Below are 21,753 nucleotides of genomic sequence, written 5' to 3'. Positions count from 1 at the left end.
ATGTTTTCAGGTGGTGGTAAATATTTTGGTATCTTTTTTTTACTTTTTCCTTTGGCCGTGGCGCTTCTCGCTCCCGCAAAAACCATAAAGCCCCCGTAACGCATGTCGGAGGCTCGTATATCATGATTAAACTGCGTTAATCATCATTACAGGTCTACTTAACCTCCTATGCTGTTGATTTACAGCAACAACACCCCATACCGTATTGACGTCCATTGAAACCCATATTCCCTATCGTTTTAGTAGAGTAATACAAAGATAGAAACCCCCATCATAATTCCAAAACCTTTTTTGCTAAAAAAGCTGGTATTGGCCCATAATTTTCAAAGTGCCCGGCCAGCCTACCGCTGCTCTTATGATCTAAACAGGGTAGATCATCTGGCCAAATACAAACTAATATATTTAATTTCAACAAATTATATATACTATAAAAATAGTTAATCATTAATATTCCAAGCCCGGCAGTATAACCGTTGTTTATGTGCTATAACTATTTGTTATGGTACAGGAACAGCATCCCACGCGTGTTTTAGGTTGTTTTTGCTTCCGGTAAATCACTTTCCTGTTCAGGCAGTTACTGGTCAGGTGGCCCCATGCTTTTTAAATCACCTATCTTTGCGGCGCAAAAAGGCATTAAAACGATATGATTAATACAGTAATATTTGACATGGATGGCCTGCTGGTAGACTCTGAACCGTTGTGGGGCATCGCGATGCAGGAAGTATTTGCTACCGTGGGCGTGGAAATTTCGAGGGAGCTGGCCGCCCATACTACCGGATTGCGCACTACGGAAGTAGTGGATTACTGGCATGATTACTTTAAGTGGGAAAATAAAAGCACCGACCAGGTAACTACAGAAATTGTGGATACGGTAACAGATAAAATACTGACCGAGGGTAAAAGTATGGAAGGCCTCCATTACATCCTGGATTATTTCCGGCAAAAGGATTTTAAGATAGGGCTGGCTTCTTCTTCCCCTATGCGGCTGATACAATCGGTAATAAGCCATCTGGACATTAAAGATTATTTCCAGGCTGTTTCTTCCGCCGAATTTGAGCCTTATGGCAAACCTCATCCTGCTGTATACCTGGCGTGTGCCCAGGCACTCCACAGCAGTCCGCTTGATTGTATTGCTTTTGAAGATTCTGTAACCGGCATGGTTGCTGCCAAAGCAGCCCGGATGAAAACCGTAGTTGTACCGGAGGCCCACAGAAGAAATGATAGCCGCTATGCACTGGCAGATCTGAAACTGGATTCCTTACTGGAATTCAATGATGCTATGCTGGCCAGGCTTTAAATATTTGGCTAAAAAATAATGAATGCTATCGCAGCTTGTTTTAACCTGTATTTACTTCTTTCTTTCATAAAAAATGCCCCCAAAAGTGTCTAACTTTTTGGGGGCACTTCAAAGTAATGGTCAGCCCCTTAGTTATGATGGCATGATCGCTAACATACTTTTACGACAGCTATTCCCAATATTGCCCCTAATTTCTCCAGCCTGGATGCCAGGTGTCCTACTCCGATAGCACAATGATGTGCCGGCCCTTCCCTGTTCCAATTATTGACAAATGACTTAACATCCAGCGGGAAACGGTAACGGCTATTTGTATTTCCGATTTGTAAAATAGGGCCTGGTACAGATGCTCCTTCTGCCACCAGCAACTTTAATTGTCCATCCCCGGTTTCTACTACCGAAAGCAAAGTGACATCGCCATGCTTTACTTTCATTTCTACCGATAGTCCTTTACCCGGCTTTCCATGATATACGCCTAAAGGTTTCAGCAATGGTTTGCCTTCCGCTATGGCAAGGTGTCCCGGCCCATCATGCCCCATCAGAATGATCCCATCATTAAAATCCAGTCCGTAATATTCCGTAAAAGAACCACCGGCACCAAACAGGTCCATGATTTTCATGGCCTGTACATTTTTCACTTCATATTCTCCAGCCACCGGCACCTGGTGAGCGGTAAGAATGGAATTGCCCGCTATCACAGAAGAGATAAGGTCTTCATATTCATTGTCTGCCGTGCCTTCGTAATAATAACAAAGGGAGCCCAGTTGATGATGCGCCACCAGTTTATCCAACGCAACAGCAGTATGAGCAGCCCGTTGAATTTCTGCTGCCGGGCATTCATCCAGCACCTCAAATTCTTCATAGATCTGCGATATTTTATGCTGTATCTCTTCCTCCGTTACCTGCTTTCTGAACAACGCCAGTTCACACATCTCCAGCTGCTGCAAGTGCCCTCCAAAAGTAGCCGCCTGCAGTGTCAGATCCGTATAAATATCCAGCATACCATTGTAGTAATGCCCCAATACACCTAACCTGTTCCGGCTCATCGCTGTAGCTACCCGGGCAGCGGCAATCCATTCTTCCACCTCGCGCCAGGCCTCCGCATCATAAAGTGTACCTGTAATCTGATGAAAGGCAATACCACAACGGTTGAACACGTTCGCTATTTCCGGTACAGCGCATGCCTGGCAGTTTGCCAGCCATTCTCCCGTCATCAGGCCCCTGTCGCCCAAACTATTAAACCATTCGTAGTCAATTGCATTCGTTGGCTGCAGGTTGAGGATCACAACCGGAACACCTGCTTTCTGTACTACCGGCAATACGGTAGCCGACAAAGCATAGGTAGATACATACAGGAATATCACCGCCACATCTTCTTTCTTAAAAACATCCCCTGCTTCCCTTGCTTTTTCGATCGTATCTACCAGACCGGCATCTACAATTGTTGCCCCTTGTGCACTCAATTGTTGAGCGATTTCCATCTGATACCCTTCCAACCTTGCTTTCAAGCCATCAAACTGGTGCCAGTAGGTAGCCAGTCCTATTCCAAATAATCCTGCTTTCATACCTGTTTAATTCAATGCGGCTACAAAATGATAAGCACCAGAACCTATGGTGATGGTCGTTTTGCCTGCTTCCGTTACTACCTTCTCTACACCGGCAGCTTTTTGAACATGGCTGCCTCCCTCTTTAATACTGTTATTATTGCACGGCGGCAGTACTACTTTTGCAGTAGTATTAGGTGGCACCTGCACATCGAGCGTAAAGGTGGTACCTGTTTTCTGCCATTGTACTTTAACCTGTCCCTGCATGGTTTCAAAAGTTGACTTTACCCATTTCATGTCACCTACCGGTTGCGGCTGTATTAAAACGGTGCTGAAACCAGGTTCACCTTCCACGGTCCGGATACCTGCCAGCCCGCTATATAACCATTCCATCAAATGGCCCAGCATCATATGGTTATTAGATACAAAACGTAACGCCGGCCATGATTCTGTGAGTGCAGTAGCGCCATGTTTCAGCTGATAAGCATACCCTGGCACATCATCCCGGTTATTCATTTCATACAGCAATTCAGAAGCTCCTCCTTTGCCCAACACACTTACCAGGTAGTGATATCCTACGTCACCGGCAGTGAGCGCTTTTTTGCTTTTGTGAATAGATTGCACCAGGTTTTCAAATACAGCTTTACGGTCGGCTTCATTTACCAGTCCGGTGTACAAAGGCATGGCATAAGCAGTCTGGCTACCGGTAGCATATACCTTTGTTTGCGGATCAAAGAACTTGTCATTAAATGCCTTGCGGATACCCGCTGCCAGTTGCGCATATTTTGCCGCATCCTGTTCTTTTCCCAGAATATCTGCAATTTTCTGCATACAGTCTGCATCCTGAAAATATACAGCCGTTGCCGTGAGTGCGATCGGTGTTAACTGCGATTCGCCCGGAGCACCCGGCCCCATATCAAACCAGTCGCCCAAACCGTAATTCAGGATATGTCCATTTGCTTTGGTACCCAGATAATCCAGGTACCGTTGCATCATATCGTATGCTTTGGAGAGTACCTGTTTGTCGCCATACCACTGATACAAATACCAGGGTACCAATATGGAAGCACTACCCCATTCCGGAGAATCACGGAATCCGCCATCAAACACTACATATTCCGGTGCGATATCAGGTACCAGCCCATCAGGCTGCTGGGAGGCAATCATATCGTCTACTGTTTTGTTATACAGGTGCAGGATATCATAATTGTATCCACAGGCAGCTCCCAATAAATGGGTTTGTTCCAGCCATCCCAGCTTTTCACGATGAGGACAATCGGTAGACACGCTGGCCATGTTGCTGCGTATGGCCCAGTTGATCAGGGCGTGTATTTTGTTGAACAGCGTATCCGAACAGGCAAAGCTCCCTGCTGCAGGAGCGCTGTTGCGGGTATGCAATGAGCGGATATCCGTAAGCTGCACCGTAGTATTACCAGCAGCCACACCAGGAGGCACTGCGCCTTCTATCATCGCATAACGGAATCCATAGTAAGTGAACCGGGGTTCCCATTCTTCCACACCATTTCCTTTCAGCGTGTATGACAGGGAATAGGGTCCGCCACTGGCGCCCTGGTGAGGTAATTGTTTATCATCCAGCAGTTCTGCTGGGGTAATCCGTACTACTGCCCCTTTTTCACCCTTCACTTTTATACGTATAATACCAGACGCGTTTTGCCCGAAATCCAGGACATATTTTCCGGGCTCCGGCGTGTAAACCTGCTTCACCTCAAAACTATCTTTCACCTGTAATGGATAAGACATTTGTGCGCTCATTTCTCCGGAAGGTCCCTTCACGGTTAATGCCGTTTGCCATTTACTGTCATCAAATCCAGGTGCATTCCAGCCGCTTTGTTCCAGTCGTGCATCATAGTCTTCCCCTCCATAAATACTACTGAATACCACTGGTGAAGGCGTAACTTTCCAGGTATTATCCGTAATGATTTTCTTAGTGGTGCCATCCGTATAATGTATCACCAGTTGCAACCGCAGCATAGGGTATCCCTGTGCAATAAGCAGCTTGCTGTATCTTTCCTGGTTAATGTTAAAAAAGCCATTACCTACTATCGCGCCAATTACATTTTCCTGTTGTTGTATTTGCCCTGTCACATCATAGGTATTATACAAACAGGTTTTATTGTAATTGGTCCAGCCGGGAGCCAGGAAATCATTCCCTACTTTATGCCCATTCAGGTGCAGTTCATACTGACCAAGACCGGACACAAATACCAGCGCCTGCTTTACTGTTTTGCTGACCGCAAAACTTTTACGCAGGTAAGGTACAATGGAGCGTTGTTTTGTTTTTTCATCATTTACTTTCCCTACATGATGTATACCCGGAAATACCTTTTTGTCTTCTGCCAGCGCTTCATAACCTATCCAGGAGGCATCATCCCATTCTTCCTGTTGTAAAATACCGGTGGCAAAAGAATCTACAGGCGACCAGGACGCCTTCGCCGTTTTATTATTCCAGGTTTGTACACTCCAGTAATAGGTACGTGCACTTTGCAGTTTTTTACCACCGTAAATAACAAACGTATTTTGGGAGGCAGGCATTTGCCCGGAGTCCCACAGATCAGGGGCGCTATTTAATGCATCACGGGAAGAGGCCACACGCACCCGGTATGCCGTTTGTTTTACACCACGTGTAGTGGCAGACAGTTTCCAGCTGAATGCAGGCGTTTCTGCCATGATCCCCACAGGATGTACTTTCGATTCACACCTGGTGTCTGTAACAGTTACTGCTGAAGGAGCCGCAGGTAGCAAGTTTCCGGCACGGACGTGCTGTATTCCCATCAAAAAAGCTGAACAAAAAATCCAATGACAATAACTTCGTTTCATCGTTTAGTATATACTTTAATAGTGCCTTTACAACAGGCGGTTATAAGGATACCCAGGCCTGTCCGTAACCGGGGTTTTATGTGTAATTGTATATTACAGTTTCCCATAATAGACTTTAGCTTCATAAAGGGAGTTATGTTTAATATCAACGTGGTAAAGTATGGTCAATAAGCTTTCGTATCGCCCCAAAGCAACAAGTATCAAGTATTAAAAAGCATGCACTGAAAAGAATCAGATTAATTCATGATGACATGTATCTAGTACCAACGCGAAAAGAAAATGGTTAAACTATTGTATCTATTAAAATAAAATTAGGTGTTCCGGTTTTATCTACTATCCCATACTATCCCATCTTTTTATTTTTAGAATCTTGGCAAAGCAATGCAGCAAATGCCCGCTATAGGTTATAGGTCAGCAATTCTACACAGTAGATATCCGGTAAAAATGTGCCGGGCATAAAAAAGCCCCGGTACAAGTACCAGGGCTCTTCTTATTTTTTGAAAACAATTACTTAGTCAGCTTTCTTTTCTTCGCCGCCTTCAGACTGTTTCAATTTTTCTCTCAGTTCAGCTAAAGCACCCAGGTCACCTAAAGTAGCTTTTTCTACTTTACCCTGAATGTTTTTCACTGCCTTACGGGTTTTGTCAGCTTCAGCTCTCTTTTCTTTCACTACTGCTTCTTTCTCTTCAGCTTTCACTTGTTCCCATACTTTAGAGTGAGATACCAGGATACGTTTTTCGCTGCGGTCAAATTCAATGATCATGAATTCTTTCACATCTTCTACGTTAATTGGTTTCTCGTCTTCAGTTCTCAGGTGACGTGCAGGAGCGTATGCTTCCAGACCATATTGTAATTGAACAGTAGCACCTTTATCATCTTTCTTCACTACAGTACCTTCATGGATAGATCCGATCGGGAAGATAGTTTCGAAAGTGTTCCAAGGATCTTCTTCAATTTGTTTGTGGCCCAGGCTCAGCTTGCGGTTTTCTTTATCAATACCCAGGATAACTACATCTATTTCGTTGCCTACTTTAGTGTATTCGCTTGGGTGATTGAAACGTTTGATCCAGCTCAGGTCAGAGATGTGGATCATACCACCGATACCTGTTTCCAGCTCTACAAACACACCATAAGGGGTAATGTTCTTCACAATACCTTTATGACGGCTTTCCAGCGGGAATTTGGTTTCGATAGTAGCCCAAGGATCTTCTGTCAATTGTTTGATAGACAGGCTCATTTTACGCTCATCCTTGCTCAGGGTAACTACCACTGCTTCGTATTCTTCGCCTAATTTGAAGAATTCTTTAGCGTTGATAGGAGTAGAAGCCCAGGAGATTTCAGATACGTGAACCAGACCTTCCACACCTGGCATGATTTCCAGGAATGCACCGTAATCTTCGATGTTTACTACTTTACCTTTTACTTTAGCACCTTCAGTGATGGTAGCTGGTAAAGTATCCCATGGATGTGGGGTCAGTTGTTTGTAGCCTAAGCTGATACGGCGTTTCTCGTCGTCGAAGTCCAGTACCACAACGTTGATCTTCTGATCCATTTGCAGTACTTCGCTTGGGTGAGAGATACGGCCCCAGCTGATGTCGGTGATGTATAACAAACCGTCCAAACCACCCAGATCGATGAAAGCACCGAAGTCTGTGATGTTTTTGATAGTTCCTTCCAATACCTGGCCTTTTTCCAGTTTGGAGATAATATCCACTCTTTGTTGTTCGATGTCGCTTTCGATAAGTGCTTTGTGAGATACTACCGCGTTGCGGATAGTTTCGTTCACTTTCACCACCTTGAACTCCATAGTTTTGCCTACAAACTGATCGTAGTCTGTAACTGGTTTCACATCGATCTGTGAACCTGGCAGGAACGTTTCCATTCCATAAACATCAACGATCAAGCCGCCTTTAGTTTTGCTGGTAACAGTACCAGTAACCACTTCGCCGGTTTTGTAAACTTCCACGATTCTTTCCCATGCACGTTTCATGCGCGCTTGTTTGCGGCTCAGGTGCAGGTTACCATCGCGGTCTTCTTTTTCAACCACTAACACTTCTACTTCATCCCCGATTTTCAGTCCTGGTAAATCACGGAATTCGTTCAGGGAGATCAGTCCATCAGATTTGAAACCAATGTTGATCACTACATCTGTGTTAGTTAAACCTTCTACTGTACCAGTAAGCAGGCTGTTTTCTTCAAACACTTTGAAAGTGCTGTCGTACGTTTGATCGTACTTTTCTTTTTCTTCTTTGCTGTAAGAAGAAACATTACGTTTGTCAACGCTCCAGTCAAAATCATCATGGGCAGTTTCTACTACCGGTGCTTTTTTTGCAGGAGTTTCAACAGGTGCATTTGTTGTCGCTGTTTCAGCCGCAGCCTGCGGTACCTGTTGTTCAGCGTTTTGTTCGTTAGGAATGTTGTTTTCTGTCATTTTATCAATTAATTTTGTTTACCCGGAATTTATCCCCGGGTTCCCTTTTACGGGGAGGCAAAGATACGGAATAATCTCCGCTTTTCCGCAGCCCTACTCATTATTCCCCCCAAATCCTTCCCTGCCTGCTTTCATCCCCATCATAACAAGTTCTCTTTCATCCATATTTACTTGATAATCAAATAAAAACACATTCTCACTAGCTTTTTGCGGCCTGTTATCCCGAAGGCGTACAAAAGGTAGAAATCACCTCTGAACAGTGCTTTTTGCCCGCTGGTAGAATTCCTCCCTGTTTTTATGAAAGATTAATTATTTTCAAATACGTAAACCTTTATCATCCGCCTCATGAAACTAAAATTGTTATTAGGGTTAGCCTTTCTTCCTACAGCTATCTCCTATGCCCAAACCCAGCAACAAACAGAAAACCTATACACCTTTGCCCGGCTTTATGGTTATGTCCGCTATTTCCATCCCAGTGATGCGGTAGTGATGACAGATTGGGATAAGCTGGCCATTTATGGTGCACAGCAGGTAGAAAAGGCCGCTAATCAGCAGGAACTACAACAAACCCTGGAGGAGCTGTTTAAGCCCATTGCCCCTTCCTTACAACTGTTTCCTACCGGAAGCAATCCCATATTTAACCAGGCAGCTATTACCCCTGCCAGCACTACGGGGATGAAAACAGTACAGTGGCAGTACAATGGCTATGGAGCAGGCAACAATACCGAAACCTATCAGGCTGTCCGCACCAATAGTTACATCAAGGCAGCTCCCCCCAAAAAGCAGGGATCTAATTTCAGCACGATCACCAACTCCATACCTGCCCAGCTTTTCCGGGGCCGGATGGTACGCTATAGTGCAGCGATAAAAGCAGAAAACCTGACCGAAGGTACTGGCCAGCTGTGGTTAAGAGTGGATCTTGACAATAAGGGGCAAGGCTTTTTTGATAACATGGGCAATCGTCCCGTAACCGGTCGTAGTGAAAGCTGGCGCCGGGACACCATTATGGGCAGGATAGATGCCAATGCCACCATGATCGCTTTCGGATGTTTTCTTATGAACCAGGGGACCCTGTTACTGGATGACGTTAAACTGGAAATCGAAACCGAAGAGGGCTGGCAAACCATCCCGGCTGTGAATGGTGATTTTGAACAGGACCGGCCACAAGAAGCGCCACGCGCCTGGTATTTTAATACAGAAGATCTCTTGTTTACCGTAAAAACTACCGACCGGCAGGCCAACACGGGTACACAATCACTTTTGATGGAAAGAGCAGCAGTGCCCGCTCCCGTACAAGCTACTACCACGCTTTTCAAAGACAATTTACCCGCTGGTACTACCATCAAAAAAGATATTGGCAGTGGGATCTCTATCATAATGCCGGTAGCACTCTGGGGAGATGGACATCAAACCTATCCTCTTACGGATACTGCACAAATTGCCCGCATGAATAAAGATATTGCTTCAAAAATACCGGAGCGCCTGTCGGGCAACAATCTATATGTAAGGCTGGCCGATATTATCCTTACCTGGAATGTATTCCAGCATTTCCATCCTTATTATAAAGAATGGACCACCAATTGGGACCAGGACCTGCGCCAGGCACTGAAAGACTGTTATAATGATAAAACCGCGGATGATTTTGGTACCACCTTAAAAACACTCACCGCCAAAATGCGGGATGGACACATTTATGTTGCCTATCCTGCTTTCAAAACAATGGCATACCTGCCATTAAAATGGGAATGGCTCGAAAAACAACTGGTAATTACGGCCGTTTTATCTCCGGAAACAGGTTTAGTACCCGGCGATGTGATCACGGCTATTAATGGGCAACCGGTAACCAGCTATATCAACAGCACCATGCTGACAGTAGCTGCCGGTACCCCCAATGCATTAATGGAGCGTACCCTCACCACCCTGTCTTCCGGTCCTGATACCGACAGTCTGCTGTTATCAGTTAGCTCCGACGGGAGTCCAAACCGCTCAATAACACTGCCATTTAGTATGAGTGCCAATAAGTATTATACTACCCGGCCTCCCCAGGTTAGTTATAAAGAAATTGATCCGAATACCATATACGTCAACCTGAGCGAAATGCCCTGGGAAGAAATAAAACCTAAGCTGCCGGCACTGGCTGCGGCAAAGGCAGTGATCTTTGATTTAAGAGGTTACCCAAAAGACATGAATGGATTTTCTATTATCCCCCACTTACTACAAAAATCCGAAGATCATCAATGGATGCAAAAGCAAGAGCTGATGCTGCCTGACCATGAAAAAGCCGGATGGCATAAAACGGGATGGAAGCTCAAAAAAGCGACCCCTCATATCAATGGGAAAGTGTTTTTCCTCACCAACGGCAGTGCTATCAGTTATGCAGAATCTGTAATGGGATATATCAAAGGAATGAAACTGGCTACCATTATAGGCGAACCTACCGCCGGCGCTAACGGGGATGTTACCCGGGTTTCATTACCAGGGGGCTACAGCTTCAGCTTCTCCGGACTAAAAGTGACCAATCACGATGGCACCCAACATTTCACCAAAGGCATCTCACCTGACATCACCGTATTGAGAACAATAAAGGGTGTCCGGGAAAACCGGGATGAAGTAATGGATAAGGCCATACAGCTGAGCAAATAACCTTAAAGCAACCGGCCGGTAGCCAAACGTTTTCTTTCCAGGATACGTTTATTTCAATTGCCCTGCTTTTTCGCGCTTAACATCCTCCATTTCTGTAGGAGGAAGTGCCATAAGCTGAAACACACCATTAGACAATTGCCCGTTACATTCCTTCATTAACAGTTGTTTTAAAGATGCAGTTCTTTGCGGGTATTTAGCAGCCAGGTCTTTCGTTTCACGGTAATCCGTTGGCAGGTGATATAATTGAAAGCCCTGTTGTTCACCCAGTATATAGCTTCGTAGTTTCCACCCATCTTTTGTGACCAGTGCCGGACCTATGAAAGAAGAAAAAACGATATAATCATGTGGTGTAAACTTTTTTCCTGAAAGTGCGGGGAGATAGGATTTTCCATCCTTCTTATCCGGCAGAGGTACCTGCAGCAGGTCTGCCATAGTAGCAACCAGATCGTAATTAGCGATCAGCTCATTACTCACTGTTCCCGGCTTTATCTTACCAGGCCAGTAATACACCAATGGTACCCGCACGCCTCCTTCCCAGTTGCTTTCTTTCAGTCCGGCCAGGCTATCGTTGCCGTTAAATATATCTGCACCCTGATCGCTATAAAATTTGGTATGGATATTATCATATTGCACTTTTCTGCCTTCATAGTACAGGAAATGTCCATTGTCTGCTCCAAAAATGATCAGTGTATTTTTTGTCAGGCCCAAAGAGTCCAGCAGGTGTACAAATTTACCCACATTATCATCTACCATTTTTACCATGGATGCGTACATTTTCTGGCGTTCCGTCAGCTGATTGTTATGAACAAACAGCGGATCAATGGCTGGCACTGAAACTGGACCATGTGGCAAATTGGTTGGGTAATACAGGAAGAAGGGCTTGTTTTTATTATTGATGATAAAGTCGCGTGCCTTTTCCATGAACAGGTTTTCTGCGAACTGCGGGTGAGGCCCGTTTGATTTCAGTGCAGCACTGTCTATATAAGAATCCGGACGGGTATTACCAGCGATAGGTACAGGATTACCATTTTCAAACATAACCATAGGATAAAATCCATGACACATCCGATGATCCAGGTAGCCGTAGTAATAATCCCAGCTATGTTGCTGCATCTGTTTGCGGGAGGTAGCGAACCCCCATTCGAGTTTACCAATTTCTCCCGTTGTATATCCTGCTTTTTTGAATACCTGAGGCAGCAGCATACCGGGGTTTTCCGCTTCTTCAAAGCGGGCGAGATGAGCATCTACTTCGGGGAGTGTTAACCGGCCCTGGAGATAGTTGATATAAATGCCAGCCCGGTTAAGCGAGAATTTCCCTTTCCTTACATCACTGTATCCGGTGAGCATACTTGCTCTTGCCGGTGCGCAGTACATACTGCCATATGCCCGGTTAAAGTACATTCCCTGCCTGGCAAGAAAATCTATATTAGGAGTTGGTACAATCTGTTGCCCATGATAGGAAAGCAATCCCCTTCCCATATCATCTGTATAAATAAAGATAACATTGGGTTTATCCGCTTTCTTTTTTTGGGCCTGTATACCAGTTATCAGCAAAAAATTTAAACAAATACACCAGCAGCAAATGCGGCATACAGCTAGTTGGCTCATCTCTTATCAGTTTTTATCCACCAATATTATTTATACTAACGGCTACGACCAGACGTTTTAACCTGTTCAAGCGCAGCAGCCATTCGCTGTACCAGCGCGGCATTAGCAGCAGCCATATTATTTTTTTCCGCAGGATCATTTTTCAGGTTAAACAGTTGCGGTGCTGTATCAAGGCCGGTTTCAATATTGACAGCCTCCATTAATTTAGGGCCTGCTTTTGGCACAATATATTTCCAATCCCCTTGAATATAGGCCATAGAGCTACCATCTTCCACGTAAGAGGAGCGGCCTTTTTTTGATTTACCAAAAAAAGCATCCAGCAGGTTCCAGCTGTCTACTGCATCATTATCCGGTAAAGATTGTCTGAACATTGCAGCGAAGGAGGCCAGCAGATCTACCTGGCTTACCAATGCATCGCTGACCCCAGGTTTTATGCTGTGAGGCCAATGTATAATGAAAGGGACGCGGGTACCTCCTTCCAGGATACTATACTTACCGCCCCTGAAAGGCCCTGTTGGCTGATGCCCGTGTTGTTGCGTCACGGCGCCGTCCTGATAGCCATCATCCAAAACGGGACCATTGTCGCTGCTGAAAATGACGATGGTATTTTTGTCGAGATGCAGGCTTTCCAGCATTTGCATGACCTGCCCTACAGACCAGTCCATCTGTAATATTGCATCGCCCCGGTAACCCAGCTTACTGATGCCTTTAAACGCAGTTCCCGGCATGCGTGGCACGTGGATATCACTTAATGAGAGGTATAGGAAAAAAGGACGTTGCTGCTGTTGGCGGATGAATTTTTTTGCTTTATCGATGAAGGTAAATGCCAGCTCTTCATCGGTCCAACGCGCAGTTCTTCCCCCTTTCATATATCCAATACGACCGATGCCGTTTACAATAGTCTGATCATGACCTTGCCCGGGCGTGGAGTGCATTTTTAACAGTTGTGGAAACTCCTTCCCTGTTGGATCATCTCCTACCTTATGCTGGTAGCTTACTGTAATGGGATCGGTAGTATCCAGCGCTATAACATGGTGGTTTTCGATGAAAACAGTGGGTACCCTGTCTGCTGTGGCCGGGAAGAAAAAGGAATAATCGAATCCCGTTTCATTGGGTCCTGGTTTAATCTCGCCGTTCCAGTCAGGTTCTCCCCCATTTCCCAATCCCAGGTGCCATTTACCGATAGCAGCTGTCTGATAGCCGGCTTTTTTAAAGACTATGGGCAGGGTGGTCCTGTTGGTGGGCACTATCAGTGACGCATCCCCCGGCAGGATATTGGTACCTTTTTTTCGCCAGGCGTATTCACCGGTAAGCAGTGAATAGCGGGATGGAGTGCAGGTAGCAGCAGTGGCATGCCCACGTGTAAACTTCATTCCCTGTGCGGCGAGTTTATCAATATTCGGTGTTTGTATCATTTTCGCACCGTAACAGCTGAGGTCTCCATAGCCCAGATCGTCGGCATAGATAATAACCACGTTGGGTTTTTGTTGCTGCGCCCGGCAAATGGGCGCAGCAATAAAGCAGCATAAGAAAATAAGAAGTCTGTTCATATCTTTTCTCTGTTTTTATTGAATTTCATTCCGGTCTTTTTCCAGTTGTGGTATCCAGGAAGGTGTGGGCAGCGATTGCTGCCATTTTGAATACAACCGGAAAAGCTGTTTAGCTTTGGCCGGATATTGTGCCGATAATTCTGTTGTTTCACCGATATCCGTTGAAAGCCGGTACAATGCAGGTGGCTGGCCTGGATAACATACCAGCTTCCAGTCGCCACTTCTTACCGCTCCCCTGTCAAGACCAATATACCAATAGAGCGACCGGTTAAACAGCGGTGCTTTTCTTTTTGCAGCATTCACAAACGGTAGCAGGTTGATCCCCTCCAGCATAGGATACTGCCGGGCGTCTGTGTTGGCAGCAGCAAGAAAAGTAGGCAAAAAGTCAAGGGAAGTCACCGGGCCATTGTATACCAATCCCGGTTGTACCTTACCTTTCCACATCATGGCCATCGGCACACGCAGCCCGCCTTCATACAAATCGCCCTTTTTTCCCCGGAGCGGGTAGTTATCCGAAAAGCTCAGGGTTTGTCCACCATTATCATTGGTAAAAATGATAAGGGTATTCTCGAGCAGGTGTAATGTATCTAGTTTTTGCAATATCCGGCCCACATTTTCGTCGAGGTTCCAGGTCATTGCTGCTTTGGCAACACGTCCTTTATCAGCGAATTTCCCTTTGAACTTGTCCAGCGCAGCAGGTTCAGCTTCCATAGGTGCATGTACCGCATTGAACGATACATACAGGAAGAAAGGAGCATGTTGGTTACGTTCAATGAAGCCTAATGCCTGATTGCTGATCGCATCGGTCATATAAGGAATGGAATCGGCAGGTATAGCTACCCCATCTTCCTGCACTTCTTTGGCTTTGCCGGTAAGATAATTGCTGGCGCCCCAGAGAAATCCCCACCAGTAATCAAACCCTCGTTTATCTGGCCTAAACTGTGCAGATAATCCTTCATGCCATTTGCCAACCATACCCGTAGTATATCCCAATGGCTTCAGATAATCGCCTACCAGCCTTTGTGATAAAGGCAGGCCAAAGCTATCGGCAGGTATATTATAAGTTACACCCCGCACATAATTGTACACATGTCCGAAGCGGGCCTGGTTTACGCCCGTAAGTATACCAGCGCGTGAAGGGCTGCATACAGAGCAAGTCATGTAAGCGTTGGTAAACCTGGCCCCTTCGTTGGCTATGCGGTCTATATTGGGAGTAGCAATGAGGCGGTTACTCATGAAACTGAAATCTGCATAGCCTGCATCATCCACCAGGATGAGTATGATGTTAGGTAATTGTTTTTTTTGTTGAGCCTGCATTTCCGGAGGCCACCAGCAACTCAGCAGGCAAACACAGATCAGCCATACACGGGTGTGAAATAGTCTCATGCGTAATTATTTAAGGTTAGGGTTAATATCTACTTCCCCCTGCGGGATAGGCCATACCTCATCTGTTCCGGCTCTGAAAGCTTTAGAGGTTACATACCAGCGGCTGTAAGGATCAGGTGTTGTTCCTTTCATTCTGAGGTTCTGAGCACCAGGATAGGGTGCACCATAGAAATCTCCCTGCAGTACCTGCGCAGCTGTTTTCCAACGGAGCAAGTCCCACAGACGAATGCCTTCAAAAGCAAGTTCGTTGCGCCTTTCCCGCCGAAGCAGTACCCGCAGTTGTGCGCGATCAGTAACTGTTATCCCGGGCATATTCACTGTACTGCGGCCTCTCACCTTATTAATCGTAGCATTCAGCAGGCCTTGATCAATGCCATCACCAGCTTCCAGCTTTGCTTCCAGGTAGCTTAACAGTATCTCTGCATAACGGATAACGGGAAGATCGATCCCTGAATTCTGCAGGTCTCCGGAAAACACTTCGGAGTTGAATTTCTTGTTACAGAAGCCGGTGCGGGTAGCCTGTTTGGTAAGCGTTAGCTGGTCCTGAGATGCTGCAGAGTCCGGGTGTGTGATATATCTGAAGTTTTTAAAATTCTGCAGATTATACAACACGGTATATTTCAAACGGGCGTCCCGGTTTTGTCCCAGGTCAAGTGGATTATAACGGGGATCTGTAAACGAGAAAGGAGTGCCGTCATTAAATTCAAAAGATTCCACCAGGCTGCCAAGTGGGCAAAAGATATGGAAGCCTCCCAGTGTGCGGGGATAGTCATGTTGCATCATCGCATTGGGCGCCACATCCTGCAAATATTGGGTGGCGAAGATAATCTCGGAACTGCTTTCATTTGTTCCATTGAATAAACTTTCGAAATTAGGATCAATGGAATTATCATTAAAATCTATGATTGTTTTATAAGTAGCCGCAGCTTCCTGAAACAGTTGTTCGCCCAACTGGGTGCGACCTTTAAAAGCCAGTGCAGCCTGCGCGGTGGCTCTTCCGCGTTCACTGGCTGGCAGATCTTTCTGCCGGGGCAATAAAGCGGCGATCTCCGAAAATTCATCGATAGCAAATTTGGCAACCACTGCACGGGTTGCTTTGGTTACAGTATTGGCCTGCTGAGGCGACAGTGTATGTGTAACCAGCGGTACAGCTCCCCAGTACTGAGAGAGATAAAAGTACTGGCAGGCCCTTATAAAGCGGGCCTCGGCACTCATCCTTGCAATCTTTTCTGCACTCATGGGTGTTTTACCAATGTTTTCCAGAAAAAAATTGCACCGGGCAATACGTGCATAACTGGCATTCCAATAATTGGCGAGATAACTGTTGGAAGAAGTAAGCGTGCCATTGGTAAGCTGCGAGTATCCGGAATTATCTCCACGCCGGTCATATGCGTTGTCTGTAGCAAATTCGAGAAAAAGCAGGCCGTGATATGACCACCAGTCAGTAGCAGAATACTCTGCACCGGTGGCAGGCATAGCACTCATCTGGATACCTCCGCGGTAAACTGCTGCCAGTGCCAGCAACGCATTATTTTCACTGGTCCAGAAAGTTTCATTGGCGAACTGGTCCAGTGGCTGTTTATTTAGGTCTTTTTTACACGCCGTGAAGAACAACGAAGTGATCGCGGTGAAGAGAAATAGTTTACTATATGAAAAGCGCATAGTTTTGTTTTTTAGATCAGAAATTAACATTTACACCTATTGTGTAATTTGCCAGTATCGGATAATAGTAACCGTTGGTATTGATTTCCGGGTCCCATCCCTTAGGATACTTGTTAAAAGTGAACAGGTTTTCTCCGCTGGCATATATGCGCAAATGCTGGATCTTACATTTCTGTAACAAATGCTCCGGCAGATTATAGCCCAGTTGTACATTTTTTATCCGCAGGTAAGATGCATTCCTCAGCCAGTAAGATGAAATTTGACTGGTATTTGGAGAACCAAGGCTACTAAGCTGTTCTAGGCGGGGATAGGTAGCATTGGCGTCTGGCGCATCTGCTCTCCAGCGGCCATCTACCTGCCAGCGTTGTATATTACCATTACCATAAAAGGCATAGCCGGCGAATCCTTCCAGTCTGCCCTTTACATCAGCCACCCCCTGCAGTAAAACAGAGAGATCAAAATTCTTATAATTGGCGCCGAGATTAATACCATATATATACCTGGGAATAGTGCTCCCTAAAACAGTCCGGTCATAGATGGCATCCACCTTGCCATCGGGTACACCGTCCGGCCCACTGATGTCTTTATAGCGGATGTCGCCCGGATGAGGATTAGGGTTGACAGCTGTTTGGCTGGCATAAGCATCTATATCAGCCTGACTGGTGAACAGACCATCTGCTACCAGTCCATAGTAAGCTCCCATCGGATAACCAATAAAAAGATTGTTACCGTTACCGGTGAGTCCGTTAGGCTGTTTGATGTTACCCACACCGAGGTCTATCACCTTATTGTTAATGATAGACAGGTTAGCATTTATACTATAAGCAACCTGGCCTATACTGCGCTGATGGCCTACTGTAAATTCCCATCCACTGTTCTTCAACTTAGCTGAGTTCTGGGCGCCTACCAGAAACCCCAGCACATTAGAAACACTCCCTACCGGTGCTACCAAGATGTTGTAGGTATATTTATCAAAATAAGTAGCACTGAAGGTAAATAGTTTATTTAGTACACTTACTTCCATCCCTGCATCAGTAGTACGGGTGGATTCCCAGTGTATAGTGCTGTCTGTGAGCGTAGTGCGTGCAGCACCCGTCATGATAGTGCCACCAAAAGGATAGCTGGTGTTACTGTTGGCCACCAATATATTCTGATAGGGATAATTACCAATATTCTGATTTCCAAGTACGCCATAAGAGGCTTTTACTTTCAGTTCGTCTATCCACTTAATATTATCCGCAATAAACCGTTCTTGTCCCAGTCGCCAGCCTGCCGCTACAGAGGGGAAGGCAGCATATCTGAGGCTCAGCGGAAAACGGGAGGAACCATCATACCTGATGGAGCCTTCCAATAAATATTTATTATCGAAGCTGTATTGCACACGTCCAAAATAGGAATTCAATGCCCATTCGCTGGCAGTACCATTATTCGTTTGCCCATTGATAGATCCGGCATTGATCTGGGTAAGGTCATTGCTGGGAAATCCGCTACGCGAAAGCGTAGCCGTATCCCGGTAAGAGGATTCGAATGAGTGCCCTGCCAGTACGGTGATATCGTGATTACCAAATCTTTTATGGTATTCTGCCAGTTGCTGTAAAGTTTTATAGGTAGTGGCATCATTAAATTGTATCAGGTTGGCCGGGCCAATTGTAACATTGGCGTTCAGCCGTTGAAGCGACAGGAATCGTTGCCCGCTACCCGCAAGTTGTGTGTAACCACCAATAGCAGATAGCTTCAGATCATCTGTAACATTCCAATCCAGCCGCAAATTAGCGCTGAGGTCTGTGGTACGTTTCTTATAAAAAGAAGCATTATCTAAATAAGAAACAGGTGTTCCTTTACTGGCTACTCCAAGTCCCCAATCGCCATTGCTTAATTTGTTTGCGAATACCGGTGGTACTCTTATTACCTGACTGATAATGGTGATCATGTCATTAAAGTCGAGGGTAGCTGGTGGCGCAGGCTGTTTGTCATTTGTTTGCACGGCAGTCAGCCGGGTGGTGAGTTTCAACCGGGAGTTAATGTTGCTGGTCATATTCAACCGCACATTATACCTGTTGAAATCATTCTTCATCACGATACCGTTTTGATACAGGTAACCAAAGGAGAGCAGGTACTGGGTATTTTTACCAGCATTGGAAAGAGAAATATTATGCCCTGTTTGCAATGTCGATTTTTTGAATACCAGGTCTGTATATTTTGCATTGGGATAGTTGTCGGGATCACTGCCATCTCTGTATTTCTGAATCTGCTCCGGCGTATAGGAGCCCGGTACGGCTTCATTCATCATGGTAGCATACTCCCATGAGTCTACAAAGTCGGGATAGGCAGTAGCCCTTTGAGTACCCACATAACCATTATAGCTTACCTTGGTTTTATCACCGCTTTTACTGGTTTTCGTGGTAACAAGTATTACTCCGTTGGCTGCGCGTGCACCGTAAATAGCGGCAGCAGAAGCATCTTTAAGTACAGAAATACTTTCTACATCGTTAGGATCGATGTTGTTCAGATTATTTACAGGTATACCATCTACCAGGATCAGTGCATCTGGTGATCCCCCGAAAGAACCGATACCACGGATCTGTATACTGTTGCCATTCACACCAGGTTGTCCGGTACGTTGTACGATCGTCACACCTGGTACTTGTCCGGTGAGCGCCTGTGACAGTTGTGGTACTGCACGGTTGTTAACATCTTTACCAGCAACCTGTGAAACTGCACCAATTACTTTGGCTTTGCTTTGCATGCCATAGCCTACTACCACTACTTGATCCAGGCTTTCATTAGCAAGTTCCAGCGATACGTTGATGACTGTTTGCCCATTCACGGTAACTTCTTTTTTGAGATAGCCGAGATAAGATATTACCAGCACAGCACCATCTGCCACCGTCAAGGTAAAGCCACCCTGTTCATTAGTGGCCACGCCTGTGGAGGTGCCTTTTACCTGAACACTTACTCCCGGTAACGGTTTTCCGGTGGAGGCATCAGTTACGGTACCGGTAATACGAACCTGGGCAGGTATTTCACTTTTGTTTTCTATTTTTTTACGGCGGACAACCACCGTATTCTTCAGAATGGAGTACGCAACAGGTTGTTCCCGGAAGCACTGCTCCAGCACCTTTTGCAGCGGAGTTGCTGTAAAAGTGGCACTGACGTTGTGCGTGCCGGCCAGTTGTTCTTCTGTATAGAAAAATTTATATCCTGTTTGTTTTCGTATTTCTTTGAAAATCTGATCCAGGGATGCATGTTGAAAGGAGATCGTCACCGTTTGTGAATAGCTCCTGGCGCTTACCTGAAGTAACGGGATCAGTATAAACAAGAAAGCTACTTTCATAATTAAGAGTGCTTTGGTTGATAATGGGCAGGCATAACGAAGTGGCTTGCCCTCTTTGAGCAAAATCTTTAAATTCATACATTTGTATTGTCGGTAAAACGATAGCAGTTGTCGTAAGCGATTGTAGATCTTTGGCCGATATCAGCCGGCTCCTGATTCCCGTCGGGAGCCGGTTTTCTTCAGGCCGCATTTTATGGCCCCATAGTATACATTTTTATAGATGGATAATGGTGATTATGGCAATACATTGATAGTGCCGTTTTCTATTTTGAAATGGACTTCTTCCGTCATTTCCAATACCTGTAATACTTCTGATATATCTGCATTCCGGGAGATAGCTCCCCAGAAATGTGCATTTTCATTTACCCGTGGCGCAAATACCACATTGGTATTATACCAGCGGCTTATCTGCCGCATAACGGTGTGAATATCGTTTCCTTCAAATTGGAACATGCCGTTTTTCCAGGCCATTACTTCTTCCAGGTTGACATGACCGGCGATATCAATGCCAGGCTTATGCTTGTTCAGCGTTGCCTGCTGTCCGGGTTGCAATAATTCACTAAAGTGATCCCGGGTTACTTTAACCTTTCCTGCAAGCAGGGTAGTGCGCACGGCTTGTTCGTCGTCGTAGGCCATTACGTTAAAATGTGTACCCAATACCATAATCGACTGATTATTGTTTAATTCCACCCGGAAAGGTCTTTTAGCATCTTCATTTATTTCGAAATAGGCTTCTCCATTCAGTTGCACCACTCTTTCTCCTTTAGCAAAAGCTGCAGGAAAACGAAGGGAGGAGGCAGCGTTGAGCCATACACGGCTACCATCGGAGAGTACCAGTTTGTATTGTCCGCCTCTTGGAGTATGTATGGTATTATATGCCGGGGAAGTATTTGCACCAGCTACATCATAAACGAGACTGCCCCCCTGTTGTCTGATCCGGGCACTTCCCTGCATGGCAAGCATACTGGTGCCCGTACTATCCAGCGCAACAGTACTGCCGTCCGACAAGGTAAGCACCGCCTTGTTTGTTCCTGGCACTACCTGCGGGTTTGCCACTATGGGTTGGGCTGTGGTAATAGCGGGCGCCTGGGCAGCCGGATGGGAATGCCATAAGTAAATGCTGCCACAGATAACCAGCAGCGCCACGGCCGCAGCCATTTGCCACCACTTGTTCCGGTATAGCGGGATGGGCTTTGCCGGGTTTATCTGCCGCAACAGGCGTTCTTCCATCCGTTGGCGCTGCTCTTCCGGCATATCAGGATATGGATATAACAATGATTGATTAAATTGTTCCCGGAGCTGCTTCAACAGCAGCCTGTTAGCTCCAGCTTCACCGAAATACCGGAATAGCTCAGCGGCTTCTTCCGGACTGCAGGCATTGTCCGCATATTTATCTAACAGCCCCTGATAATATTGGTCGTTTTTTTCCATGGAATTTAAATCAGCACTATAAATGCCGGCCT

Annotated in this window: 11 protein-coding genes; 2 read left to right on the top strand and 9 right to left on the bottom strand. The window is 45.8% G+C overall.

Annotated features, from left to right (window positions below; all coding sequences use genetic code 11):
- Positions 1-643 precede the first annotated feature (643 nt).
- Positions 644-1,297: a hexitol phosphatase HxpB gene (gene hxpB, locus ABR189_RS28630; RefSeq protein WP_354663951.1), complete on the top strand. Its 654-nt coding sequence runs from the start codon at positions 644-646 to the stop codon at positions 1,295-1,297.
- 149 nt (positions 1,298-1,446) lie between these two features.
- Here the strand turns inward: hxpB and ABR189_RS28625 are convergent, their stop codons facing one another.
- From ABR189_RS28625 to rpsA, 3 genes are all read right to left on the bottom strand, one after another.
- Positions 1,447-2,859 carry an arabinose isomerase gene (locus ABR189_RS28625; protein ID WP_354663950.1) on the bottom strand — a complete coding sequence of 471 codons (1,413 nt, stop codon included), beginning with the start codon at positions 2,857-2,859 and terminating at the stop codon, positions 1,447-1,449.
- A 6-nt stretch (positions 2,860-2,865) separates the two neighbouring features.
- Positions 2,866-5,631 carry a glycoside hydrolase family 78 protein gene (locus tag ABR189_RS28620; RefSeq protein WP_354663949.1) on the bottom strand — a complete coding sequence of 922 codons (2,766 nt, stop codon included), beginning with the start codon at positions 5,629-5,631 and terminating at the stop codon, positions 2,866-2,868.
- Positions 5,632-6,187: 556 nt separating this feature from the next.
- Positions 6,188-8,107 (bottom strand): 30S ribosomal protein S1, encoded by a 1,920-nt coding sequence (gene rpsA / locus ABR189_RS28615; RefSeq protein WP_354663948.1) that lies wholly within the window; start codon positions 8,105-8,107, stop codon positions 6,188-6,190.
- Positions 8,108-8,452: 345 nt separating this feature from the next.
- Between rpsA and ABR189_RS28610 the strand changes: the two genes are divergently transcribed.
- Positions 8,453-10,750, top strand: coding sequence for a S41 family peptidase (locus ABR189_RS28610; protein ID WP_354663947.1), 2,298 nt, complete (start codon positions 8,453-8,455; stop codon positions 10,748-10,750).
- 48 nt (positions 10,751-10,798) lie between these two features.
- Here ABR189_RS28610 and ABR189_RS28605 read toward each other — a convergent pair whose 3' ends face one another.
- The 6 genes from ABR189_RS28605 to ABR189_RS28580 all read right to left on the bottom strand — a co-directional run bounded on the left by ABR189_RS28605 (position 10,799) and on the right by ABR189_RS28580 (position 21,721).
- Complete coding sequence (locus tag ABR189_RS28605; protein WP_354663946.1) at positions 10,799-12,358, bottom strand: sulfatase-like hydrolase/transferase; 1,560 nt, start codon at positions 12,356-12,358, stop codon at positions 10,799-10,801.
- A gap of 35 nt (positions 12,359-12,393) precedes the next feature.
- A complete protein-coding gene (locus ABR189_RS28600) occupies positions 12,394-13,908 on the bottom strand; it encodes a sulfatase family protein (protein WP_354663945.1) in 1,515 nt (504 codons plus the stop codon).
- Positions 13,909-13,923: 15 nt separating this feature from the next.
- Complete coding sequence (locus ABR189_RS28595; RefSeq protein WP_354663944.1) at positions 13,924-15,294, bottom strand: sulfatase-like hydrolase/transferase; 1,371 nt, start codon at positions 15,292-15,294, stop codon at positions 13,924-13,926.
- Positions 15,295-15,300: 6 nt separating this feature from the next.
- A complete protein-coding gene (locus ABR189_RS28590) occupies positions 15,301-16,956 on the bottom strand; it encodes a RagB/SusD family nutrient uptake outer membrane protein (protein ID WP_354663943.1) in 1,656 nt (551 codons plus the stop codon).
- A gap of 16 nt (positions 16,957-16,972) precedes the next feature.
- Complete coding sequence (locus tag ABR189_RS28585) at positions 16,973-20,368, bottom strand: TonB-dependent receptor (protein ID WP_354663942.1); 3,396 nt, start codon at positions 20,366-20,368, stop codon at positions 16,973-16,975.
- 156 nt (positions 20,369-20,524) lie between these two features.
- Positions 20,525-21,721, bottom strand: coding sequence for a FecR domain-containing protein (locus ABR189_RS28580; protein ID WP_354663941.1), 1,197 nt, complete (start codon positions 21,719-21,721; stop codon positions 20,525-20,527).
- Between the last annotated feature and the right edge of the window lie 32 nt (positions 21,722-21,753).

This window comes from Chitinophaga sp. H8, from assembly GCF_040567655.1.
Classification (GTDB): Bacteria; Bacteroidota; Bacteroidia; order Chitinophagales; family Chitinophagaceae; genus Chitinophaga; species Chitinophaga defluvii.
Note: the sequence above shows the minus strand (reverse complement) of the source record. Positions and strands in the feature narration are given on the sequence as shown.